At 41.6% G+C, this 24,206-nt stretch carries 22 protein-coding genes; 8 read left to right on the top strand and 14 right to left on the bottom strand.

The window, feature by feature from the left end:
• Window positions 1–261 precede the first annotated feature (261 nt).
• Genes DKM50_05145 through DKM50_05125 form a run of 5 tightly spaced genes read left to right on the top strand, consistent with a single transcriptional unit; the run spans window position 262 to window position 3,283 of the window.
• Entirely contained in the window at window positions 262–1,128 is an 867-nt protein-coding gene (locus DKM50_05145) for an LD-carboxypeptidase (GenBank protein PZM81922.1), read from the top strand.
• The gene (locus DKM50_05140) at window positions 1,125–1,700 is read left to right on the top strand and encodes a spore maturation protein (protein PZM81921.1); all 576 of its coding nucleotides are present in this window, start codon (window positions 1,125–1,127) and stop codon (window positions 1,698–1,700) included. Before DKM50_05145 ends, DKM50_05140 begins: the two co-directional genes overlap by 4 nt.
• Window positions 1,697–2,227, top strand: coding sequence for a spore maturation protein (locus DKM50_05135; GenBank protein ID PZM81920.1), 531 nt, complete (start codon window positions 1,697–1,699; stop codon window positions 2,225–2,227). The genes DKM50_05140 and DKM50_05135 overlap by 4 nt, the downstream gene beginning before the upstream one ends.
• A gap of 3 nt (window positions 2,228–2,230) precedes the next feature.
• On the top strand, window positions 2,231–2,932 hold the full coding sequence (locus DKM50_05130) for a class II glutamine amidotransferase (protein ID PZM81919.1): 702 nt from the start codon (window positions 2,231–2,233) through the stop codon (window positions 2,930–2,932).
• 36 nt (window positions 2,933–2,968) lie between these two features.
• Window positions 2,969–3,283 carry a TIGR04076 family protein gene (locus DKM50_05125; GenBank protein PZM81918.1) on the top strand — a complete coding sequence of 105 codons (315 nt, stop codon included), beginning with the start codon at window positions 2,969–2,971 and terminating at the stop codon, window positions 3,281–3,283.
• A 29-nt stretch (window positions 3,284–3,312) separates the two neighbouring features.
• Here the strand turns inward: DKM50_05125 and DKM50_05120 are convergent, their stop codons facing one another.
• The 4 genes from DKM50_05120 to DKM50_05105 form a co-directional block, all read right to left on the bottom strand.
• Window positions 3,313–4,677, bottom strand: coding sequence for an alpha-amylase (locus DKM50_05120; GenBank protein ID PZM81917.1), 1,365 nt, complete (start codon window positions 4,675–4,677; stop codon window positions 3,313–3,315).
• A gap of 272 nt (window positions 4,678–4,949) precedes the next feature.
• Window positions 4,950–6,149 carry an ATP-dependent helicase gene (locus tag DKM50_05115; protein PZM81916.1) on the bottom strand — a complete coding sequence of 400 codons (1,200 nt, stop codon included), beginning with the start codon at window positions 6,147–6,149 and terminating at the stop codon, window positions 4,950–4,952.
• 271 nt (window positions 6,150–6,420) lie between these two features.
• Window positions 6,421–7,302: a hypothetical protein gene (locus tag DKM50_05110; GenBank protein PZM81915.1), complete on the bottom strand. Its 882-nt coding sequence runs from the start codon at window positions 7,300–7,302 to the stop codon at window positions 6,421–6,423.
• A gap of 13 nt (window positions 7,303–7,315) precedes the next feature.
• Window positions 7,316–8,587: an MFS transporter gene (locus DKM50_05105; GenBank protein PZM81914.1), complete on the bottom strand. Its 1,272-nt coding sequence runs from the start codon at window positions 8,585–8,587 to the stop codon at window positions 7,316–7,318.
• Window positions 8,588–8,792: 205 nt separating this feature from the next.
• Here DKM50_05105 and DKM50_05100 point away from each other — a divergent pair, with 205 nt between their 5' ends.
• Window positions 8,793–9,596 (top strand): hypothetical protein, encoded by an 804-nt coding sequence (locus DKM50_05100; protein PZM81913.1) that lies wholly within the window; start codon window positions 8,793–8,795, stop codon window positions 9,594–9,596.
• 22 nt (window positions 9,597–9,618) lie between these two features.
• Here the strand turns inward: DKM50_05100 and recQ are convergent, their stop codons facing one another.
• The 6 genes from recQ to DKM50_05070 form a co-directional block, all read right to left on the bottom strand.
• The gene (recQ, locus tag DKM50_05095) at window positions 9,619–11,805 is read right to left on the bottom strand and encodes a DNA helicase RecQ (GenBank protein PZM81912.1); all 2,187 of its coding nucleotides are present in this window, start codon (window positions 11,803–11,805) and stop codon (window positions 9,619–9,621) included.
• 179 nt (window positions 11,806–11,984) lie between these two features.
• Window positions 11,985–12,869, bottom strand: coding sequence for a radical SAM protein (locus DKM50_05090; protein PZM81911.1), 885 nt, complete (start codon window positions 12,867–12,869; stop codon window positions 11,985–11,987).
• 72 nt (window positions 12,870–12,941) lie between these two features.
• Window positions 12,942–13,448 (bottom strand): hypothetical protein, encoded by a 507-nt coding sequence (locus DKM50_05085; GenBank protein ID PZM81910.1) that lies wholly within the window; start codon window positions 13,446–13,448, stop codon window positions 12,942–12,944.
• Between the two features lie 67 nt (window positions 13,449–13,515).
• On the bottom strand, window positions 13,516–15,213 hold the full coding sequence (locus tag DKM50_05080; protein ID PZM81909.1) for a hydrogenase maturation protein: 1,698 nt from the start codon (window positions 15,211–15,213) through the stop codon (window positions 13,516–13,518).
• Complete coding sequence (locus DKM50_05075) at window positions 15,210–16,334, bottom strand: hydrogenase formation protein HypD (GenBank protein PZM81908.1); 1,125 nt, start codon at window positions 16,332–16,334, stop codon at window positions 15,210–15,212. The genes DKM50_05080 and DKM50_05075 overlap by 4 nt, the downstream gene beginning before the upstream one ends.
• Window positions 16,335–16,416: 82 nt before the next feature.
• Window positions 16,417–18,114: a hypothetical protein gene (locus DKM50_05070; protein PZM81907.1), complete on the bottom strand. Its 1,698-nt coding sequence runs from the start codon at window positions 18,112–18,114 to the stop codon at window positions 16,417–16,419.
• A gap of 377 nt (window positions 18,115–18,491) precedes the next feature.
• Here DKM50_05070 and DKM50_05065 point away from each other — a divergent pair, with 377 nt between their 5' ends.
• The gene (locus tag DKM50_05065) at window positions 18,492–19,361 is read left to right on the top strand and encodes a ribonuclease BN (GenBank protein PZM81906.1); all 870 of its coding nucleotides are present in this window, start codon (window positions 18,492–18,494) and stop codon (window positions 19,359–19,361) included.
• Window positions 19,362–19,382: 21 nt separating this feature from the next.
• On the opposite strand, the gene DKM50_05060 is transcribed toward DKM50_05065, so the two are convergent.
• The gene (locus DKM50_05060; protein PZM81905.1) at window positions 19,383–20,096 is read right to left on the bottom strand and encodes a hypothetical protein; all 714 of its coding nucleotides are present in this window, start codon (window positions 20,094–20,096) and stop codon (window positions 19,383–19,385) included.
• Between the two features lie 297 nt (window positions 20,097–20,393).
• Between DKM50_05060 and DKM50_05055 the strand changes: the two genes are divergently transcribed.
• A complete protein-coding gene (locus DKM50_05055) occupies window positions 20,394–20,870 on the top strand; it encodes a hypothetical protein (protein PZM81904.1) in 477 nt (158 codons plus the stop codon).
• 80 nt (window positions 20,871–20,950) lie between these two features.
• Here DKM50_05055 and DKM50_05050 read toward each other — a convergent pair whose 3' ends face one another.
• From DKM50_05050 to DKM50_05040, 3 genes are all read right to left on the bottom strand, one after another.
• A complete protein-coding gene (locus DKM50_05050; GenBank protein PZM81903.1) occupies window positions 20,951–22,075 on the bottom strand; it encodes a class I SAM-dependent RNA methyltransferase in 1,125 nt (374 codons plus the stop codon).
• A 253-nt stretch (window positions 22,076–22,328) separates the two neighbouring features.
• Window positions 22,329–22,832: a hypothetical protein gene (locus tag DKM50_05045; GenBank protein PZM81902.1), complete on the bottom strand. Its 504-nt coding sequence runs from the start codon at window positions 22,830–22,832 to the stop codon at window positions 22,329–22,331.
• Window positions 22,833–22,912: 80 nt separating this feature from the next.
• The gene (locus tag DKM50_05040; protein ID PZM81901.1) at window positions 22,913–23,962 is read right to left on the bottom strand and encodes a hypothetical protein; all 1,050 of its coding nucleotides are present in this window, start codon (window positions 23,960–23,962) and stop codon (window positions 22,913–22,915) included.
• Window positions 23,963–24,206 lie beyond the last annotated feature (244 nt).

The following is a 24,206-nucleotide window of genomic DNA, read 5'->3' as shown; positions in this document are numbered from 1 at the left end:
CCTTAACCAAGCCTGATTTATCAAAAAAGTATACTGGGACCGGTATTGCCGGAATAAATCCGCAATAGATGCCGGTTGGCTGGCTATTTTGTAAGATATACTTTGATGGATATAGTTATAAGTATATGCTCTGCCTTCCTAATCGTAAACTGTCATTAGTCTATCTTCCGGAATTCGAGGGTGAAACGTACCACTTTCTTCAATTTCAAATTATATAATGTTATAATGCCTGAAGTGTTTTAGGAATTCAGGAGATTTAATTTGAAAAATATCTTCATTATTACTCCCAGTTATCTGATAAAAAAGAAAAAAGACCATGCAGACGGGATTAAACAGCTTGAAAAACTGGGGTTCACTTTTTGCAACCCTGAGTTTGTCAGTATATTTCCCTCGCCACAGGAAAAAGCCCGGCAAATCCATCAGGCCTTTTCTGATCCTAACGTTGATATTGTTCTGGCACAACGCGGCGGGTACAGTGCAATGAAAGCTCTTCCCTACATTGATTTCGAGCTTATTAAAAAATATCCCAAGATCATTGCCGGGTTCAGCGATCTAAGTGCACTGCTCAACCCCATTTTCGAACGTACCGGAATGATTACGCTGCATTCGCCGATGGTGTGGAATATGGGGTCGCCTACCAGCTTTACCGTAAAATCATTTATGAATGCTCTTAATGGGTATCCCGAAAAAAATCTCCTTAAAGGCGCTCCGGTCAAAGTCTATAATCCGGGAACGGCCAGCGGGGTTCTCAAGGGAGGTAATCTGATAACCCTGACAGCGCTTATCGATACAAACTGGGAGATTTCTACTGAAAATGCCATACTTTTTCTTGAGGATGTGGACGAAAAGCTGCATCAGGTTGACCGCTACCTTACCCAGTGGATACTGGCAGGCAAGCTGAGCAAGGTAAACGGGATTATCCTGGGGGATTTTCGCGGCATCAAAAATGCTAAGGTTTATGAGATTATTTCCTCGCAAATGGAAATAACTTTCCCGGTTATTCATTCTTCCTTTATTGGCCATGTAAAGAATAAAATCACTACGCCTATTGGCGCACAGGTCGAATTGAATACGCATACGAAAAGTCTTATTATTGCAGAAATGCCTTTTCCGGGAGTTCATCCATGAATATTATCTGGCTGGCCCTGCTCTCTGTCAGCATCGTTTTTGCTATTTTTACCGGCAACCTTGAACCATTTACCAAATCAATATTCGAGGGAGCAAAATCAGCGGTCGAGATATCGCTTTTTCTGCTTGGAATTGTTTCGATCTGGATGGGAATTACCAGGATTCTGGAAGATTCGGGGTTAATCTATCGGATAGCTCATATTTTCAGGCCAATTATCTCAAGGCTTTTTCGAAATATTCCGAAAGATCATCCTTCAATTACCCCAATTACGCTTAATGTTCTTGCGAACCTGTTTGGGTTGGGTAACGCAGCGACACCGCTGGGCATCAAAGCGATGCAGGATCTGGATACGCTTAACGAGAACAAAGGAACGATCACTTTTGAGATGATGGTTTTTATTATTATCAACACTGCCAGCATTCAGCTGATCCCTTTTTCGGTTATCGGTATCCTTGCCGTATATGGTGCCAAAAACCCTGCGGCTATTGTCCTTCCTGTATTAATTGCTACAGTTATTTCAGCTGTTACCGCGCTGCTTATCCTTTTTAGTTTCAGGAAAATACTTAAATGATCCACTATATCAGCTATATCTCGTTACTTATTATCCCGGGATTTATTCTCTTTACCCTTCTTTACGGTACCTTCAAAAAGGTGAGCGTGTACGACTCTTTTGTTGCCGGCGCCAAAGAAGGCCCGGGAATAATCCTTAATATTTTCCCTTATTTGCTAACCATTTTTGTTGCGATTAAAGGGTTTCAGGCGTCTGGCGCATTTGAATATATCAGGGATATTTTTTATAGTGTGTTTTCGTTTATGCATATCCCGATAGAAGTTATCTCCATGGGTATTATCAAACCGCTCTCCGGCAGTGCTTCAACCGCTTTATTTACCGATATTGTCAAAACTACCGGGCCTGACTCGATGGCAACTACGATGACCGCTGTTATTATGGGGAGCGCCGAAACCACTTTTTATGTGCTTTCTGTTTATCTGGGCGCAGTGAGTATCAAAAAAACCCGCTATCTGGTCCCGGTATGTCTTACCGCTGATCTTATCGGGATTGTTGTTGCTGTTATTATTGTAAAGGTGCTTTTTTAAATTATGTGCCGATTATTAGGAATAACCAATTTTAACTACTTAAAGCACCAGAAAATCATAAATAATTTTTGCGATCTTGCCCGGACCGGTACTGTGCTTGCCGGTGATTCTCCCGGACATGAAGATGGGTGGGGACTGGCCTTTTATGATAACGGTAAATTAGTGGTCCACAAAAGCGGCCTCAATATACTTGATGAACAGGAACCCTTTCTGGATATCCTGGAAAAAGCCGGAGAGTCTCCGGTAATGATACTTCATTTGCGTAAATCAGCCTGGAGTAACACTACCTCTACCCGGCATGCCCATCCCTTTGATTACGAAAACAGGGTTTTTGCACATAACGGCACCGTTTATGATTATAAAGGGCTCCTCAAGGACATAACCATTCCCGGATTGCGCGAAGATGCCCTCGATACCGAAGTTTTTTTTCTGCACTTTCTGAGTTCTGATGTTGCAGATCTTGGCTCAGCTTTTCTTAAGACGGTTGCGCTCATCAAGAATACTCATAGTTACTCTGCACTGAATTGCCTGTTCAGTGACGGAGAAAAAATGTATGCTTACCGGGATTTTTCTAAAGAGCCGGATTATTATTCACTCTTCAAAACCCAGTCTGAAAATTCAGTAATAATCGCGTCTCAGCCTCTTTCTTCGAGCTTGTTGTGGAAACAGATGGATAAAGAAGAATTCTATGTGATTACCGCATAAATAGGCTCCACTAGAAAATACAGGAAGGAATATTTCATGCCGCGTTGCAAGATAACCGTTATAAAAAAAACGTTGAACCAGGATATCGCAAAAGAATACTGCCAGAGCGAGATCAGCACGTGTCCGAGTTTTCAGGTCGGGCAATCGTTTATAGCCGGGTTCGAAAAGCCAGCCGGATTTTGTGACTGGGCCTGGAACGATATTGTCAGGTATGTTGTTGTGATACTAACCGGAGGGAACTTTGCCTCCGGTATTTTTGCCGGGTGGATGAAAGATGAAAATGCCATGATCGCCTGTTGTACTGACGGAGTACGTCCGGTGGTCTTCAAATTGGAAAGACTCGAAGATTAGCGATTGATGGCTTTTTCTCTATTAGTTTTTCACGCTAACACTTTAAGAATACAGCCCCATCGTGGGTAAACCTCCGGGATATGCAGTTTTCCGTTTTTTACGATATATCCCTTTCCCTGATTGAGTAAGTCTGCGAGCTGGGTTCCATTTGGTTGTTGAACCGATAGATTAACGGAGACTTTTTTTTCTGCGCTGTTAATTACGGTAATTATTGTTTCTTGCTCTGATTTTCTCTGGAAAGCCAGGTGTTCGTGAGCTACCAGAAGTTCCTCATAGTTCCCATATTTAAGGGCAGGGGAATTCCGGCGTATTTTTGCCAGTCTGCTGATTGTCTCTGCGAGCTCGTATTTTTTTTTGGTTTTTTGGGCATCGAGAGTCTCTTTGCTTGGCCTCATCGGCGCGTCGCTGTCCTGTTCTTTTTCTCCTTTTATACCCCATTCGCTGCCATAGTAGATGGAGGGTATTCCTGGCATTGTCATCAATATAATATGAAGCGGATAGAGATCTCCGCTATTTTTGAGCACACTGGCAAGCCGGTTTACATCGTGATTGTCGACAAAGTTGTAGAGCTGCAGGTGCTTGTAAATGCCCTTTTCTCCGAATTGTCGTTTTAAGGAAGAAGCAATCTCGAAATAGTTTTTGTCATTATGACTGGAAAAAAGACCTTTATAACATTCGTAATTTGTAATGGAATCCAGGGCTTTATCGTTAGCCCATTTTGTGTAATTGCCATGGATGACCTCTCCTACAAGCCAGAAATCCGGGCGGATACGGCGACAAAAAGCCCCGAGTTCTTCAATGAAACCAAGGTCCAGGCAATCGGCTGCATCGAGTCGTAGTCCGTCAATGTTGTAGGTGGTTATCCATTCCCTTACTGCTTGGAAGAGGTGTTCCTTTACTGCGGTATTCTTTAGATTGAGACTAACGAGATTATAATGACCTTGCCAGGCTTCGTAGGTAAACGGATCATTATATGGACTTCTATGTGCAAAGGACAGTCTGTCGAACCAATCGCAGTACCGGGATTGCTGTAAATTATTACATACGTCACGAAATGCCCAGAAGTCCCGGCCCACATGGTTGAATACCCCGTCCAGGATAACCCGTATTCCTTGCGCGTGCATTTTTGCTACGAGAGAAGTTAGTGATTCCTTGTTTCCCAGCCGGCGGTCAACCCAGTAGTAGTCGGTAGTATCATAGCCATGAGTCGCGGATTCAAAAACCGGGCCCAGGTAAAGTGCGTCTACTCCCAGTCGGTTGATATGCTCTGCCCAATCCATTATTTTTTCCAGACGCGGAACTGCCGGCTTACTGTAATCATTCTGTTCCGGGCAGTCACAGAATCCCAGTGGGTAAATATGATAAAAAAGCGTTGAGTCAAGCCAGTGTTGCATAATGTTGTCTCCTTGATATACCGATCGGTATGGTGGAAGCATAAAAAAATAGGCTTCGTTATTAATTTCCGGGAATATTACCTCCGATATTTTTTATTATACCGATCGGTATAGGCGGCGTCAAGCCAGTATTTTTTCTTTTGTGGTATGCATGCGGAAGCATTTGAATTGCCTGGTATTTAACGCCGGCTTAAATCAGAAAAGAGGTCATCCATAACCTTTTGTTATGAACAACCTCTTTTTGTTGTTATTATTGACGGTGCTCTTGTTAATTATCTTGCGCTAGCAAATTTTCTTCTTTGCATAGGGCGTCTGTCAGGTCGGCCGAATTCAGAACTCGGTGACTTAACTGCGTTATAATCAAAGCCTTGAATCGTGCGGCATATTAGCTCTGCGCCTACATTGCGTTCCAGTGCGTAGACAATGCTGCGTTCTTCTTTGGTTACGAACGTGAAGGCTTCTCCGCTTCGGGTTGCTCTTCCTGTACGACCTATCCGGTGGGTGTACGCTTCCGGTGTGTCTGGAATGTCGTAGTTAATAACATGGGAGATCTGGGACACATCAATGCCCCGGGCTGCTATGTCGGTTGCGACCAATATCTGGAAGGAACCGCTGCGAAATCCGTCAAGTGCAGCCTGTCGTTTGTTTTGCGAGAGGTTGCCCTGGAGCGAAATAGCGCTGAAGCCGCTTTGCTGTAGTTTTTGACCCAGGCTTTTGGCGCGATGTTTGGTCCTGGTAAAAACGAGAACTGACTTGGTTGCCGTACTCTTTAGAATTTCTAGTAACAGAGATGTCTTAAGGTGCTGTTCAACCGGGAATAGTGCATGAGAAATATTGTCTACCGGAGCTTCATGATCTATTTGAATGTGGCTCGGGTTGTTTAGTACATCGTTAGCCAGTCGTCGAATATCCGAAGGCATTGTTGCTGAAAACAACAGTGTTTGTCGGCTATCTTTTACATACCGAAGTATTTTTCTGATGGTCGGGAGAAATCCCATATCAAACATATGATCAGCTTCATCCAGTACGAGGGTTTCGACGTGGGATAGATCTACGGTCCTTTGTTCCAGGTGATCAAGTAACCGGCCAGGACATGCTACGAGGATATCCACGCCTCTTCTGAGGGCCGCAATCTGGTGATAGGTGCTTACTCCGCCATAAACCGCAAGAGTACGTAGGTCGGTCTGTTTTGCAAACACTTTGATTGCAGTATTGATTTGTTCTGCAAGTTCTCTGGTTGGTGCAATGATTAATGCACGGACTTGTCCGCGTTTCCCTGGTAGTAGCCGTTGCAGTAATGGCAGCGCAAAAGCGGCTGTTTTTCCTGTTCCGGTTTGGGCTAGTCCCATAACGTCTCTGCCTTCAAGCACCAATGGAATGGCCTGCTGCTGTATTGGGGTTGGAACTGTGTATCCTAGTGCTTCTACCTGGGCCATAATTCCTTGTGCTAAATTAAATTTTTCAAAACTCATATATACTCCTTTTTTTTCGATAAATTAGATTTATCCGTAATTGATTCTGAATGCTGAAGATCAACAGGTTAAATAATTTATTATTCCTAATCTTCATTAGGTTACTGATCTTTTGGGGATAACGTAATGCGGGGGAAATTAGAAAATGGATTGACAATAATTTATTTATTACATTCATAAAACATTGCACACTATAAGCTAAAAAGTGCGATTCTGTCAACTATATTATTTTCATCCCCTGAAAACTTGTGTGTGGTAATTGGTGTGGGTGTTAATTAATCACGGTGATATTTTGATTGCTAAGTTTTTCGATTACAGCATTATCATCAATAGAATTGCCGATAAGATTGACGTAATGCAGGTTCTGTAGTGAGAGCAGGGGAGTAATATCTCTTATACTATTGAAGGAAAGATCAAGTTCTTTCAGGTTAACTAACCCTGTCAGAAAAGAAAGGTCTTCGATCTGGTTTTCTGACAGGAATAAGGATTCCAGGTTTATTAGGTGTTTCAAGGCGTCGGCATCGGTCAATTTGTTATGTGTAAGGTTCAGGCTCGATATATTGATGCAGTCTTCAATGCCCGACAAATCATTTATATTCAACCCTTGTAATTCGAGATCTCCTTCGAGACGGTGGAGGTCTCCGATATTCCAGTCGTAGCCCAGGTCTCTGCACAATTCTTTGTTCACGGCTTCAGAAAATGATAATTCCGGTTCGTAACTATTGGTTATGTCATCAATATCGGAAAAAATTTCTGATTCGTCGGCGATATGAATGCCGAATTTTATATAATCTTCTTCATTTATCCCGTACTCTTCATAGTAATCAATATAAAGTTCCTGGGTTTCTGGTTTGTCCGAATAGATCTTGGTATAAAATTTCAACAGGCTGACATTCGTGTTCTTATAGGCAGCATCGATTTCGTTGTGAATTGTGATGATTTTGTCCGGATGGTAAAGCCTGATGAGCTGTGCAAATAGTTTATTTACGTATTCTCTGTCGAAAGAGAGCTTGTTTTTTTCGGCAAGCGTTTTTAGCAGGTCATATTGTTTGTTTTTATATGCTGATATGATTTTCGCTGTGATACCGTCCAGCTTTTTGGGTGTCAGTTCTTTTTTCAGATGTTTATAAATAAGATGTATATCGTTTGTCATATATTAATTATTTTTACGTTATTTGAGCTGATATTTGTTCTTTTTTTGGAATACGTATCTGTAGCGCTGATATAAAGTTAAGAATCGCGATGAAGCTTCCGAAAAGGAATACATACTGAAATCCGACTTTCATCCATAGTAGCCCGCCAAGAATGGCCACTGAGATAGAGAAAATATGATCTATTGTAACGGACATCGTGAGAGTCGGGGTGATGTGGTCCGGGTGTATGGCGATTTTCTTGAGATATGTTGCCCGTGCCATATTGACAGACATCAGTAGTTGGTCGACGACAAACAGGATCGAAACAGTAATAAATGCGACATTTTCCGAAAAAATGTCTTTTGCGAAACCGTACCCGAAGCAGACGAAAATCAGCAAGACGGCTTCCAGTATCAGGACCGTTTTTTCTCCTAATTTGTCGATGGCTTTGCCTAGCAACGGCTGGAAGGCAATTCCCGCGATCCCTCCGATCGTTAGAAGGGTTGCAATAACCGTTATGGGTTTGTGGAAGACCGTTACCAGGACCCACGGTGCGAAGGTCAAAAAAATCTGTTTCCGGGTTCCAAACAGGACCGCAAGCCAATAGTAGAGTTTATATTCTTTATGTAATTTTAAGCGGAGCGCGGGCGGGTGTGATTTCCCGGGGTCCATCAAATAGAAGAAAATCGCAGAAGCAAGATAGACGAATGCCGCAATTATGAAGGAAGCCATGTAGTTCAGATGGAGGTATTTGAATCCCAGGAGAATGAAGAAACTGCCGATGATAGTGGCGAAGTTCCTGATACTATTAACTTGTCCGAGCCGTTTCCCGTCCTGACCTGAATGTGCGAGTTCCATGCCGATGCTGCTGGTAAGCGGCAGAAGCAAATGCTGTCCGGCACTAAAGAAAAATATCCAGATAAAGAAAATTGAAAATGTGGTTGGGAAAAAAGCCATCAGTAAAAGTCCCATACTCCCGAGTAAGCCGGCGAGTACTGCGAGCCTTCGGCTTCGAAGGAAGAAGAGTGCCGCAGAAATAAAAGCTACCAGAAAACCGGGCAGTTCTCGTGGGAACTCCAAAAGCGTGCGCTGGATGCTTGAGATCTTATACGTATCGTTTAAGAAATTATTCAGGGTAGAATTGACAATGCTTTCTCCAAACCCGATGAGTGCAATTCCGGCAATAAATAATAGCAGCTCTTTTTTATGGTTTTTTAATGGCTGTAACAATATTATATCCTCACAATTGTGTAAATAGTGTGATTGGCAGGGTAGTGATGTATATTTTTCAAGAGGCACATTGATTTAAGTGTAGTAAAAAATTTTACATCACAACTGCTATTGTAATCTCGAATGGCAAATGTTTCAAATGAAGAAATCTGACAATCGATATTTTTTATAGTTTTTAGCTATGCTGCAGTCTATCATAAATATGTTATAGTTAGAAAATAAATAGAAAGTAACCTATCTATAATAATAGTTTAATAACAATCCTTTGAGGTGTCCTTGTATGTCAAAATTAATGGCCTTAATGAGTCTATTTGTGCTTTTATCCGCATGCCACGCCTATTCTCAGGAAAAGATGATTACAGAGCATGCAGTCTATGGTGCGTATAATCCACCGGCGTTAGCACTTAATTCACGACTTTATTATCAAATTAGCTCAGCGACGGCGAATTCTGATATATGGAATAACAGCAAAGTGGAACTTGGCGTTCGCAATTTATTAACTCCCACTGATGAATGGTGCGGGATTTTTTGTAATTACGAGCCCTATCCTTTTTTTGGCATTTCGGCAGTTGCCGGACCATATCTGATTTATACAACCTTTGGCTATGGGTTCTATTCTGTTGCCGGACCTGACAGCGGGTTTGATAATACGGCTAAAACCGCGATTAAGGCAAAGGATAGAGTTGGTGTCCGGGCAGCAATTACTCCTTCTCTCCGGGCAAAACTGAACTCAATTATCTTCTCCTATTCATATGTCTGCGCTTATTGTGATATGTTTTATTCAGGATATTATATCGACCCTCAGTCCGGGGCTATCACAAAAGGATGTGACAGTACCCAAGTTCAGGAAGTCTATCTGCTGAACGAATTCGGCAATGCTATAGCTGGAATCAATTATTTTGTTAACAAGGTCTCGAGTAGTGCCTATTCAAGCAGAAAGCTGTCTGGAGTATACATAATGAAGAACGTTTTCGAGAAAGATGATAATAGCTATGCTATGCTCCAACTCGGAACGCATCTGAAAGACAGATATCTTGCCGGGACTATGTTTATTTCAGCAGCCCTGGGTGTTAGCTTCAAATAACCTTGGTGGCGCTTACGTTGGGTTATTTGAGCAGGTTATTTACGAAACATATTCTGACTATCTTCAAGTCATCATAACTCACTTTTTGCTCCAGATAATCAAAGGCAGGCTTCAGTCGTTCTGTGCCAAACTTGGTATATGCCGCGAAAGCATTTTTCGTTTCTTGTTCTGACAGGGTTAAAAAAGAGTTGAGGGCCTCTGTTTTTATTTTGTTTCCGAGTAGAACGTGTTTGTATAAATGTTCTAAAATTGTTGGCTCTTTAAGTCCGAATTTTTCGCAAACCTGCGGCACGGTATGTCCTGAGTCTAAATAGGCTGCAATTTCTTCCGTTTTGCGGCTCAATTCCGGCTTTTCTTTAACCCGGGCAGGCGTAAAGGCAGGGGAGGTGTGATTTTTTGCTATATTATTTGTCGAGCAGTATTCCTGGATCACTTCTATGAAACCTGTAGCATATTTGTCTGCCTTAACGCTACCAACTCCGTTGATTGAGAGCATCTCGTCAATATTTTGCGGAAAGAATGTACACATTTCGATCAGCGTTTTATCCCCGAAAATACAGAACGGCGGGACATGTTCTTTTCGTGCATAGTTCAGGCGTACTGCGCGAAGGCTATCGAACAATACCGGATCACACGCAGCCCCATAGACTTTTGCTTTCTTTTTTTCTTTGCGGGCAACTATATGCTTAAAGTAAACTGTGCGGGCTCCGGCAAGAACCTCCTTAGAACCTGGGGTTAATCTGAGAACCGGATATTCACCTTCTACGACTAAATATCCCATATTGATCAGCGAATGGATATAATGCCGCAATTGGTTCTTATTAAATTCAGGCATTAGATTGTAGACACTGAGTTCTTCATGGCCCCGCTCAAATATCTCTTTTTTTTTTGACCCGGATAAGACTTCGATGACATAATTTATGCCGTACTGCTGCCTGAGCCGGGCAACACAGGAGAGAATTTTTTGCGCGATTAATGTGCCGTCGATCTTTTCAACTTCATTGAGGCAATTCCCGCAGTTACCGCAATTATCCTCTAAATATTCAGAACCGAAATAACTGAGAATGTCTTTCCGATGGCAATTAAGCGACATGCACATAGCAAAAATCTGATCGAGTTTTCTTTGTAATTGCAGTTTGACCTGAGGGTCAAGGTTATCCATCATGAATTTTTTGTAGATAACCACGTCAGCAGAAGAATAGAGCATAAGGCATTCAGCGGGTAGTCCGTCACGCCCAGCCCTGCCGATTTCCTGGTAATACTGTTCGATATTTTTAGGCATTTCCAGATGCAGCACGAAACGTACATCAGGCTTATCAATACCCATGCCAAAAGCAACGGTTGCTACGATAATCCGTGATTCATCCTTAATGAACCTGTTCTGGGCGTTGTAACGGTCTTCATTATTCATTCCCGCATGGTATTTTTCGGCAAGATAGCCTTTGCTGAGCAGCAATGCACAGACGTCTTCGGCTTTTTGCCTGGTTGCTGTATAGATTATTCCGGAATCATCCTTATGGGCATTCAAAAACTCCAGCAGCTGTGAAGTTTTATCGAGACGTTCATTAATTCTCAATGTGAGATTAGGGCGATCAAAGCTTCCCTTTACGAGTGCCGGGTGATTAAGTCTGAGCTGTTCGATAATGTCAGCCTCTACATGGAGTGTAGCGGTGGCAGTGAAAGCAACAATGGGCTTTGCCGGGAATTTTTCTTTTAATATTGAGAGATTTCGATATTCCGGTCTGAAAGAATGGCCCCATTGTGATATACAGTGCGCCTCGTCAACAACGATAAACGAAATTGCCGCGTTACTGATAATCTCATCAAAATACTGGGAAGAGAAACGTTCCGGCGCTATGTAGAGCAGCTTGTACTCTTTTAGATTTGCCAGTATCCCGTTGATCTCCCGGTTGCTCAAACTGCTGTTAATATAGGCGACCTTAATGTTGTTTTTTTCAAGGCCTTTCACCTGGTCTTGCATCAGGGCTATCAATGGAGATACTACGATAGCAGTGCCGGGCATTAAAACTGCTGGCAGCTGGTAACACAGCGATTTACCGGACCCGGTAGGCAATATGGCAACTAAATCCTTTCCCTCCATTATCAGTGAAACAACCTCTTTCTGGTATGGCCTGAAACTGTTGAACCCGAAATGTTCTTTGAGCTGGCTTTCAAGTGAGAGAGACTGACACTTATTGTTGTTTTGCATGGTAATATCCTTTTTTATAAACTATATATTTTATAATGCGCCTGAGAAATATTTGCTTTTATTGACCGAGATTTGTTTCTTGTGATAAGTTTACGTACCACAAAGTATAGTTCAAATAATAGTTAACGTCAATAATGCATCGGCGTGCGTTCTCGATCAACTGTGAGCAATCCACTATTTCAAAAAAGCGAAAGCTGATGGGTTTCCCTTTCGAATTTCCTGTCGAAGATCTTTGAATGGCTGGGTATTTGATATTTATTTCTTAGTTTCTTTAGTTTTTCGTAGAGCTCTTTTTTGTAAACAGAAAAATTTTGTTTTTTTGAGAAAATATCTTGATAGGCAGGGAGGATGTCAGGGAATTGCCGTGATAAAAACCCGAAATAGTTTTTTCTGGTTTCAGTATACAGATTTAAAGAACTGGTAATAATATAGTCGACGCTTATGCTTTTTGCTTTTTTAAATATTTCTTCAAGATTCTCCATGCTATCAGTTAATATTGGCAATATCGGCATCATGTGAATGCCGATGCTGACATTAGTTTTTTCTTTCATTTTTTTTAGCATTTCGAATCTATCGTTGATGCTGCTAGCTCCGGGTTCCACCAGCTTTTGGAGGTTTTCATCGGTGGTTATGATCGTCGCGGCAATGCTTACCGGGGTAATCTGTGATAATTCAGCTATGAGGTCAATGTCGCGCATGATCAAGGCTGATTTGGTTGAGATTATAGCGGGGGTCCTGTATTTGATGAGCAGCTTCCAGATATCGGGCATTAGTCTGTATTGTGTTTCTGCCGGTTGATAGGAATCGGTTACTCCTCCGAGATTGATAATATCCTTTTTCCAGCTCTTCTTACAAATTTTCTGTTCGAGTACTTGGGCGATATCTGTTTTTACGTGTATATCACCGAAATAGTCTGTAGATTCCAGGTACTTGTGTGAATATAACGCGAAACAGTATTGGCAGCGATGTCCGCAGCCCCGGTAGATGTTGAGGTCCCAATTAAAGGGTAGGTAGTCGCTGTTTAGTTTGTGAAGAGCGGTTTTTGCTTGGATTTCTTTGTACATTTTTTTTTCTATGAATAGATCTTTTTCTTGTACCTTAGAACCGAAAAGCCATGCTTCTTACTATGATGGAAATTATAGCGCAGCTTTCTGGAGTTCTTTAATTTGTTTTTCATGCTGTTTATGTAGTTTTTGGGTCACGGTGCTAATGGTTTCGGATTCTCTGAACCTCTCTACTGCTAATCGTTGGTTATATCCGTCAATTGCGGTTGAAAGCGTGGCCTTAATAAACTCAGGTGCTGCAGATGTGTTTTTTAGGATATAGCTAAATGGCCGGTATTTTCTCCATACGCTTAGTTCATTGGCTTCTGACTGGTCAGCAGTTGTCAGAATAACCGGGATATCGTAACTCATTCTTTTTATCTCATCAAAAACGTCGAGACCTGACATGTCGGGCAGATTAATATCCAAAAGGACTGTCTTGATTTTGCCTATATTTACCCTGAATTGTTCTATCGCCTCTTTCCCGGACGGACATAATATTATGTTGTAGCTATTCTTGTGCAGCCCGGCAAAACTTTTCAATTGCATATTATTGCCATCGCAATAGATTATCCAATCCTTTTCACTAATTTCAGACATATAATTCGTAACCTTTCTCTTAGTTGCTTTTTCTATAATTAATCTGGCTATAATAACAGTTTTTTTATTATCTGTCTCGATGGATTGCCAGATGCAAGGGGGTACGGGATTTCGGTATTTTATGGACAAAGTTGTAGCGCGCTACATGATAGCTCGGATCAAATCCGTAAAAGTTGAGCTTCATGCGGGCCAGTTCTTCTTTTCTGTAGCGCTCCAAGGGTTTATTTGTTTCATCTGCAGCCCGGCGGGCAAGTTTTATTTTTAGTTTTTCCTCCCAGGCAGGACCGGTAGCCAGTGATTTTGCCTGTGCTGTTATTTCTTCCCGGAATGTTTCCTGTGTGGTACTTAACGTCACATCTATTAGCCCTGCGTCAATTGCTTCTTGTGTGCCAATCGGGAGTCTGTTCGACATAATCTCTCCGGCTTTGTCTAGACCAACTCGTTTGGGAAGCAGGTATGTCCAATATTCGGAACCAAATAAATTGCCGATATTCTTGTAATGGGGGTTAAGGATAATTCCTTCCCGGGCCCATACATGATCACAGGCGAGGGCCATGAATACGCCGCCTGCACCGGCATTTCCCCGTAGCGCCGAGATAGTAATCTGGTCCTCTGTAAGAATGATTTCCCTTACAATATCGTTAATTGCTTCAATGTTGTTTAGTGATTCGTCCGCCGGACATGGTGCAGCTTCAATACAATTAAGATGAATACCGTTCGACCAGAAATCTATCCCGCCCATTAACACGATTACTCTAATATTCCTTTTTTTTATGATGCGGTAGGCTTGTAATAATTGTTGGCATTGGTGTGTATTCATCGCCCCATTATAAAAGTTAAATGCCAGATATCCAACGCCATCGGTTTCCTGGTACGAGATCCCCTGGAAACTGTCGATGCTCACGCCGTACTCGGTTGGTTCAGGAAACTCCGGAATTCCTTGTAGCCGATCACCAAGGACCATTGTCGCCGGAAGCTTGAATCCTCGTTCACCCGAATCAATTCGCATATGGGTTATCCAGACACCGCCGTTAATGGCAGCGACGCAGATTGCCCCATTACGGTGAGCAATGATTTTGCCTGGAGTCCCTTGCATAGTCAGGTCTTCACAGGCATTATATAAGTAACAAACCAGACCTGCAATCGTGCCAAGCGTGCCCGGCACGCCATCTCCGGAACGGATTTTCTGTACAATACGCTGGGCTGTATCGTTTTTCCAATCAATTGCGCGATCGGATTGTTTCATCAACGGATGAAACTGCCCGCGTATTTCATTCTTATTATAGTCGAGCGGGGCAGGGACGAAATCTCCTTGTTCGAATTTTTCAAGTGACTCCAAAATGGCTGTTACGGCTGCTTCGGTTACTTCATTCCGGTAGATACTGCTTTTTGAGGCTTTACGCAGCGGGAACGTGCGTGTGGCCCAAATATCTCCGCCGTCCATTTCGGCGTTTGCCTGGAGGACTGTAATTCCCCATTCGCTTTCACTGTTCATTATTGCCCAGTCAAGCGCTGAAGGGCCACGGTCTCCCTTGATTCCGGGATGAACTACCAGGCAAATATAGTTTTTCCAGATAGTTTCAGGAATAGCACGCTTAAGGAAGGGAGCTACGATAATGTCAGGTTGGAACAGTTCCGTTGCTTTAACTGAAACGGAATCGTTGATATCGAATTCAATAGACATTTCGTGCCCGTGTTTTTTGAGTTCCACAAAAAGTCGTTGGGCTAAACTATTAAAACTATGGGTAAGAAATAATATTTTCATTTATTTAGATGGGTAGCATATCTAAAATACGCCGCGCAGGCGCCTTCATGGGAAACCATGCACGAGCCAACCGGATACTCAGGTGTACAGAGCTTGCCGAATAGTTTGCATTCAGTCGGCAGTTTCAATCCTCGAAGTATAGTGCCGCATTCGCAGCCTTTGTGATCGGGGGAACTGATCGGTTGCATTTGGAACTTGGTTTCGGCGTCGAAATTTTCAAATTGTGCCTTGATACGTAATGCGCTATAAGGTACCTGACCTAATCCGCGCCATTCAAACACTTTGCGTAGTTCGAATGTTTCTGCGACGAGTTGTTTCGCTTTGATATTCCCTTCTCTGGTAACCAGCCGGGGATATGCATTTTCAACTTCGTGTCGGCCTTCATTTACCTGTCTGACGAGCATTAGGACCGCTTCAAGCAGGTCTCCCGCCTCGAAGCCCGCAATAGCAACAGGCTTCTGGTATTCTTGTGCAAAGAACTCGAATGGCTGGCTTCCGATAACAGCGCTGACATGGCCCGGACCAACAAATCCGTCGAGCGGGACCGAGTCAAGTTCACGCACATCGCGTGATTCAAGGATATTCTGGATAGCTGACGGGGTTAGGACATGATTGCAAAAAACACTGAAGTTTTTCAGTCCAAGACTTTCTGCCTGTTTGAGCACTACTGCTGTTGGTGGAGTTGTGGTCTCGAAACCGATTGCAAAGAAAACAACCTCTTGTTCAGGGTTCTCCTGTGCGATTTGAATAGTTTCCAGGCACGAGTAGACCATTCTCACATCTGCGCCCTTGGCTTTTTCATGGAGCAAACTTGTTTTTTTTGAACCCGGAACTCTCATCATGTCACCATATGAACAGAGGATAATGTTTTTTTCTTGGGCTAGCTTAATTGCCATGTCCAATCTGCCGATAGGCAAAACGCAAACCGGACAGCCTGGTCCGTGGATCATTTTAATCTGATCAGGAAGAATACTTTCTAATCCGAATCGAAAAATACTGTGGGTATGTCCGCCACAGAATTCCATGAAGTGGTAGTGCCTGTCTTTATGCGTTTCGGCTTTTAAGTCGGCGATAAGTGCTTTTGAATAATTAATATCGTGAAAGGTCGATGTATATTTCATTTTGAGAAAACCTGCGATAACGATACTCTCTTTTTCCTCAAAAATCAAGTTTTAAGAAATTGGTTTGCTTCACTCATCAAGATTATTTTGCGGTTACATGTGCGATATCTGATAATAACTCTGTCATGATAGGCATGTCTAAGCATGTCTGAGAATGTTTGCTGCCATTTTCGCTATGGCTGTAGTCTTTTTCGGTTGTGCAGACTTCGCCGCCTAGAATAATGGTGTATCCTTCCAAACGATATTTTCTGTTTACCAATAACGCTATCTTGTTTGCGACGGTAGAGCAGGAAATCGCCAATAACCTATCGAAGCCTGTATGGTTATGGTCTAAATAATTCATGAAGCTGCCGCTTGTCGTTACAATATAATGAGTGAGGCTATGCTGCTGTGCCAGATCAATCAGCTCAGATACCGGACAGAGCTTGCATTGGATGCATTTATCGCTGAACTTCCCGGCAGGGCAGAGGTTGCTTTTTAAGCAGTACGAGATAGCTAATAGTATCCGTTTAGGCTTAATTCCATGGAACGCGTCAATCGTTAAGTGCGAGGGAACCGGGATATACGTTCGTTTATCATCTTTCTGTATGATTGGATTCTCTGTGGCAATAATTTCCTGCATTGTTTCGATGATTAACTTATAGACCTTTTTATGTGGAACAGTTCCGGTAAAGAGGTCGACAAAAAATCTGTCAACATTTTTATGCCTTGAATTGACCAGCAAGTCCACTAGTTCGTTATCGCCTAAAAACGGGCGCATTCTTTCGTCCCATTTGAAGTCTTTCTCGTAGAGCTCGCTTATCATTTTGCTTTCGTAATCTGCTAAATGCTCTTTTTGGTTGGTAAGGAGATATTGTGACCCATAATGAGCCGCCCATTTTCCGGAATATCTGGCATAATAGATCCCGCCACCGTGTAAAGGGCTGGAAATTCCTCCGGCATCCCCTACCAGTAGTGTTCTGTCATAAACGAGAGAAGGGTGTATTCGGCAAGGGATCCACCCGCCTTGGCTATGAGTCAGGGCTGCTTTTTTCAAGAGAGGGTGGTTTTGAATAAAAGTGCTGAGTGCGGTTTTTAAATTGATTTTTTTCTGCTGCACATTAGATGCTAGACAGCCGATGCCGACATCCAGGATGTCTCTTTTGGGAAATATCCAGATATAGCCATCCGGTATAATTTCAGAATTAAAAAAGAATTCAATCGAATCGCCATAATGTTCGTTTATCGAAGCTTGCGGCATTTCGAGCCAGCATTTGTAGGCAGCAATATAGTCCGTTGGGTTCATAGCTCTGTTACTCTTCTTGGCAACCAGGGACGACCAGCCACTGGCATCGATTAATAAGCGGGCCTTGATCGTTGAGGTTTTTTCCTTTGTGCTGACTTGAACTTCAACTGCGTTTTTTCTGTAATTGATGTCGATAACCGAAGCCAGCTCGCAGAATCGCGCGCCTGCTTTAGCTGCTTGTTCCTGTAAATAGCAGTCGTAGAGACCACGTTTGACAATTACTCCTGCCGGCATATTGTCCGGTAAATGAACGTTCCGGCTATAATGTGGCGAGTTGAACCGTAATGTACGGATTGAGCGCTCGATAACCTGGTCAGGCAGCGGTCCGAATTCGACTATTTCCTGGACGAAGATGCCGCCGCCGCAGATTTTTTCCCTGTTCAAAGATTGTTTTTCGAGGATGATAGTTTCAAAGCCATTTTTGGCAAAATTATAGGCAGCCTGTGCTCCAGCCGGCCCGGCCCCGATTATTATTACATCGCAGGTTTTTTCCATGGCTCAATTATATATGAATGATCTTAATGCGAATAGTGTTGGGATTTTAGTAAGACCGGTCATCGTTCCTAGGAGAGAGGTAACTGCCGAAGTTTCAACTGTCATCATGAGGATATAAAAAAGCCCCCTACATAACCAATGCAGCTATGAACATATTGAGCTCAGCCGCGACACTCCTTTCTTTTTTTTAAAAATTACTATTATTGTTTAATTTGAGATTGGATACTACTTTATTCTTTTGGTGAGAGTCAGGCATATCCTTTCTGATGTATTAATCTGTTAATAACAGGATTGACAATTTTCCTCAATAAAACTAAATAATCGGTTGAAAATACATATCAAGGAATTATTCTCATCGAGAAGAGAGGTGATGTTACATGAAGAAATTTTGGACGGTCATAAAAGAGACCTTCTCGGGATGGAGTAAGGACAATTCAAGCATGTTTGCAGCTGCATTGTCTTTTTACACTTTTTTTTCTTTGGCACCGTTATTGTTAATTGCTGTCGCAATTGCAGGTCTGGTCTTTGGAAAGGAAGCTGTACAAGGACAGGTCGTGCAGCAGATTTCGGTCCTCATAGGAAAACAAGGTTCCGGTGTAATCCAGGATATGCTCATTCATACACAAAAACAGCCTTCAGCCAGTATTTTTGCTACGATTATTGGCTTTGCTACGTTGCTCCTTGGTGCTTCCGCAGTTTTCCTGCAACTGCAAAGTGCGCTCAACATTGTTTGGGGGATTAGACCAGAAGAATCAGGCGGAGGAATATGGGGAACGATTAAAAAGCGTGTGCTTTCCTTCGGTCTGGTCCTAAGCCTGGGATTTCTGCTCCTGGTGTCACTCTTAATCAGCGCTGCTCTTTCTGCTTTTAATAGTTACCTCAGCGGACTGTTTCCCGGCGCTGATGTGTTATTATTTATTTTAAATTTCGTTATTTCTCTCGGAATAATTACGATTTTCTTTGCCTTGATCTTTAAGTATCTCCCTGACGTCGTTGATATCGAGTGGCGGGACGTATGGGTTGGTGCATTCATTACTTCGCTACTCTTTACTATCGGTAAGTTCCTTATCGGGTTTTACCTTGGCAGCAGTGGCGTTAGCTCTACTTACGGAGCAGCAGCATCCATCGTGGTTATTTTGCTGTGGATCTATTACGCATCCCAGATTATTTTATTAGGTGCAGAGTTTACGAAGTTCTACGCAATCAGTTATGGCTCACGAAGAGGTCTGGAAGACAGGAAAGTATAAATTGAGTTTTTAGAATCGCAGCTATTTCCCTCCCAATAACGGGAAGAGGATAAGTCCGATGAAATCCAGCAGAAAGTGCATCACCATTGGGGCGATAAGGCTGCCTCGCCATAGATAGATCAGTCCAAATAAAATACCAAGATACCCGACGGTCCCCATCCCTGCAGTCCCTTCATAGCCATGTCCCAATGAAAAAATAAATGCTGACAGGAAAACTGACATAAGTTTGGAGGAGAAAATATTGTTGAACCTAAGAAGCAAATAGCCCCGGAAAATAGTTTCTTCAGAAAACGCTACAATGGCAACCAGAATAGTACCCAGAATTATTTCGAAAATACTTCCGGTAGCTTGCAGCGCAGGTAACGGAGCAGATGGCGAAGTAAATCCGGCAGCTTTTAACGCTTGAATAAGCAATCCGGCCGAATAAACCATAGGGAGGAACAATCCAACGCCAATTGCAAATTCGGTCCATACATTTCTGGATACCAAGCCAAGCATTCCTAACGATTCTCTGTTTCGCCAGACAAAAAATATTATCAGGGCTACCAGTGCCATATCCCGGAAAATAGTTGCGACGGCGGTCAATACAAAACTGCTAGGTCCTTGACTCGCAGCAAATAAAGAAAGCGTCATAGACGGAATAATCAGGAAAAGAAAGACTGCAATCTCTATGGTCTGTTCTTTTCGGTAGAATGCCAGGTTTGTTTCCTTATTGCTCTCATCGATTTCTGTCACTGAACTTCTCCCCCCTTTTTTTTTGCAACTCCGGAGTGTTGCTTTTTGGGGGGACGTTATTACAGGTGGTACCCTAAGTCAAGCGTATACCGAAATGGTCAGGCTGGATCTATCCGGTTCTTCCTCGCTTTTTACCCCGGAAAAAAGTCTTATACGAAGTTAATGTTTATGAAACATTGATTGAGGGCAAGATAATTTATAGAAATTAATAACTATTTTTTCATATATAAGGTAGCTGGTGACAGATTTCGGTAATATTTAGCAGGCGACTATAATAAATATATATGAGGATGAAAAATGAATAAGAAGCTTATGGCATTGCCAAAAAACGTTATACGGGACAATATTAATCCCGTACCTGTGTTGCCCCCGTGGAATAAGGTGCCTTTTACTAAGGAAAAAGCCCGAGCCAAAAATCAGATTGCACCACCAGGTCTGTTAGAAAGATCGTTACAAAATATGCAAATACAAAAACTTGGTAAAATATTAATCTCTACGCTGAATAGAACTCAATACAAACTGCCATCAAATAATATTGAAGGATTATTACAATATAGGAACCAAATTAAATATAATTTTACAGTGCATTCTGTTACCTGGATAGCTCCTTCATTGCTACTTGCCAGTACTTTTTTTACTGTAGGGCCAAATGTTAAGAATGTTGGATTAATTGCTTTAGGCAGCATGATAAATGTACCGTTGTTATTATTGCAGACATATAATTGGTTGCGTGTTAATAGGATTTTAGACTATTATGATAAGCGAAATGAATAATGAATAAGGTGTTGGACCTGATAAAAAGGATGCCATAATAAATTAACCTGTGGTTTGACTTTATCGGGGTTGAGGTTAATTTAATAATACTGATAATAGTAGCATTTGATTCCACCATTAAATAGTTTTCTGTTTCTTGTTGCTTTTTTTCCGAATAGCTTTTCAAAATTGGTATCAGGTGTAATTATAAAATATGACCAGTTAGTGAAAGTATTTCTAAATATCCTGCCCATTTCAATTGATAGAGATTCCGCTTCCTGTTTTTCCTGAATACGTTCTCCATAGGGAGGATTACAGATTATTGTTCCGTTGGTGCTTGGTGGTGAAATTTCCGTGAGTGGTAGTTTTTGAATGCTAACGTTCTCTTCCAGTCCGGCATTCTTGACGTTTTCCCTTGCGACCCTGCATGTTTTATCGTTTATATCGGAACCATAGATTTTGCATGGAGCCTCCAGCTTTTGAGCCTTCAGTGCTTTTTCCCGTTCTTCGGTCCAGAGGGATCCCGGTAATAGCGGCCATTTTTCTGATATGAATGTTCGTTTAAGTCCAGGGGCGATATTCTTTGCTATCATTCCGGCTTCGATGAGAATTGTACCGCTGCCGCAGGTAGGGTCTAAGAGCGGTTTTTCTCCTCCTTTCCAGTCACTTAGCAATACTAGTGCTGCTGCAAGCGTTTCTTTTATCGGTGCGATATTGGTATCTGTTCTGTATCCCCGTTTGTGTAACCCTTCTCCGCTCGTATCAATGGAAATAGTAACAATGTCCCGGAGAATTCTCAGCTGTATCGAATATGCCGGACCATTTTCCGGTAAACGATCGAGGTTATAGGATTTTTGTAAATTTTTTACAATAGCTTTTTTTACAATACTTTGGCAATCTGACTTGCTAAAGAGCGTCGATTTTACTGAAGTAACTCTGGAAATTGGAAATTGCCCGTTCCTTGGGATGAATTTACTCCAGTTAAGTTCCTGTGTTCTATCAAATAGCTGATCGAAAGTAGTCGCTTCAAACTCGCCAATCTTAATCAGGATTCTTTCTGCACATCTTAGCCGTAGGTTTAGAGTGCATATGTCCTGTAGCGTTCCTTCCAGCTCTACCTTGCCGTCAGAAGTAGTCGTTTTCCCGTATCCCAGATATTTTAGCTCTCTGGCTACAATACTTTCCAGCCCCATGGTTGCAGTTGCAATTAATGTGATTTTTTCCATAATTATCTCCGAGGGTAACAAATGATCTAGTGAATATAGTATTATATCATTTAAAATATGACTAGGGATATTGAACTTTAGGGGATTTACAGGGCAATCGTAGATTAACCAGGAGCATACAAATATGCAGGTACACTCGTTATACATATAATGTAAGAACAGTTGTTGATATGCGCATTGACAAGGTATTGATTAAATATATGAGATTAAGATTGATGAAGCTAATATTAACATACCAATAGGTATTAGTTGATTAGCCCGCTAAGTAACCTTTCAGGTAATTAATTAAGGAATATATTTTGCAGCCTACGCAATAGTTAAAAAATGATTCTAAAAAAGCACAGATAAGAAGGGTGAACGAGAATATGTATATGATAGTATGGCTGTTTATTAAGTGACTTAGAAGAATAATGATACAACAAAGCAAGCCTATTCTTGAAGCAAATAGTTTTGGTGCCGCGTCGACATTTTGTCTGGCTATTTTAAATAATGATAAAATAAATTTACTAATACTTGCTAACGGGCTTGTGCCTATTTTTGCTGCTCTTATAAAGAAATCAATAAGAATAAACAAAATTATTGCGGGATATAATGTTACTATGTACAGTAAAGTACATGCAAAAATTAAAAGAGCTGTTAGCCTAATACAATTACTATCAACTGGTACCCCTGAAATGGGGCAATGATTGCCTTTCAAATAACACCGTCCTATATGTTTATTTGTAAAAGTTAATATGCTGTTGTTTATATTATACATATAATTAAAATGAAAGGATAGTCATATTGCTCCGGACGTTGGTAAGCAAGGGTTGTCTGGGGCGTTGTTGTCTGCTGGGGTTAGACTTTAGATATTTTATTTCGTTGAATTTGTTTTGCCAGGGCGTTGATCATTGCTCTCCATGTATCAAAGTCGAAAAGGCCTGAAGCTGGTAGTTCTCTGGACTGCTGAAACTTCCTGAGGGCAAGCTTTATTCCATATGGGTTTTTGTCAGAGATCACAGTATTCGCATTTCCTGAAGGATCTTGTCCGTAACCCAGGGTAATAAGTGCGTTCGCTAGATTTTGGTGGAATATTCTTGTGCTGCTTTTTGAACTGTTATCATCAATTGAGTACCCGGAGTTCTTATTTCTCCATCTTCCTGCCGTGCTGTCTTTCATTTCTCTATAAAGTAGAGGGAAAACGTCTTGATTCGGTACCAGTAGCCCTTTTAAAGGCCCTTCTTTTTCTAAATGAGCAAAATAGTTTAATGTCTTTCTAGTATCTTCTTTTTTAGCAAATAACGCTATTAGTTCGGTTTCAATTTCCTTTTCAGTCTTGTATGCTTTCACTCCGGATTCAAAATTTTGTAATGCTTTTAATTGTTTTTGGCTGAGGTTTTTTCTGTTTTTAGAGGCGTTGGCCGCAGTATATAAGTCTTGTAGCGAAAGTTGTTTATTATTTGACAACCCAAAATAATTTTCATTTTTGACTATAGATAAAGTTTTATAAATCGATGCCTTATTGTTAAGCAGGGCTTCTCCGAATTTAGCTCCTTCAGGGGATAGTTTTTTTTTGGCTGTATTTAATTCTTCTAAGGAAATCAAAATATTTTTTTTATCATTTTTATCTTGGAAATGGTTGTCTTTTTTTTCAAAGAATTTTATTAAATCAGCTAAACATTTGTTTATATCAATCGGGATTGCGATGTCTCCGTTAGGCTTATTTATACTAGAAGCGCTCAGACTGGAAAAATGGCCATTTGATACATTAGTTTCCGCCTTTCCTAAACCAACTGTAACAAATGTGCAAAACAATATAGTTGCTGTTAATAATGCCTGTTTGACTGCCTTCGCATGCCGCCTATCAACTGTTGTGTGATCATTAATGCGAATATATTTATTATGCATAATTACGCTCCGTGATAATGAAACTTTGGATTACTAAAACGAGACGCGGTCATTTGTTGAATTTCTGTAAATATATCGAAAGATGAATAAATAAATTTCACATTATTATCGGACCCCAACGTTAGGTTCTAAGATGGTTCTAAGACGCCAATTCCTAAATAGAAAAATGGAACAGAGAAAAAGGGGAACAAAAGGTAAAGCATATCAAATTTTAAAGCTAATTACCCGAAGACATAAAGATATT

Source organism: Candidatus Margulisiibacteriota bacterium, from assembly GCA_003242895.1.
In the GTDB taxonomy this organism is placed as follows: domain Bacteria; phylum Margulisbacteria; class Riflemargulisbacteria; order GWF2-39-127; family GWF2-39-127; genus GWF2-39-127.
This window is presented reverse-complemented; position numbering and strand designations above follow the sequence as displayed.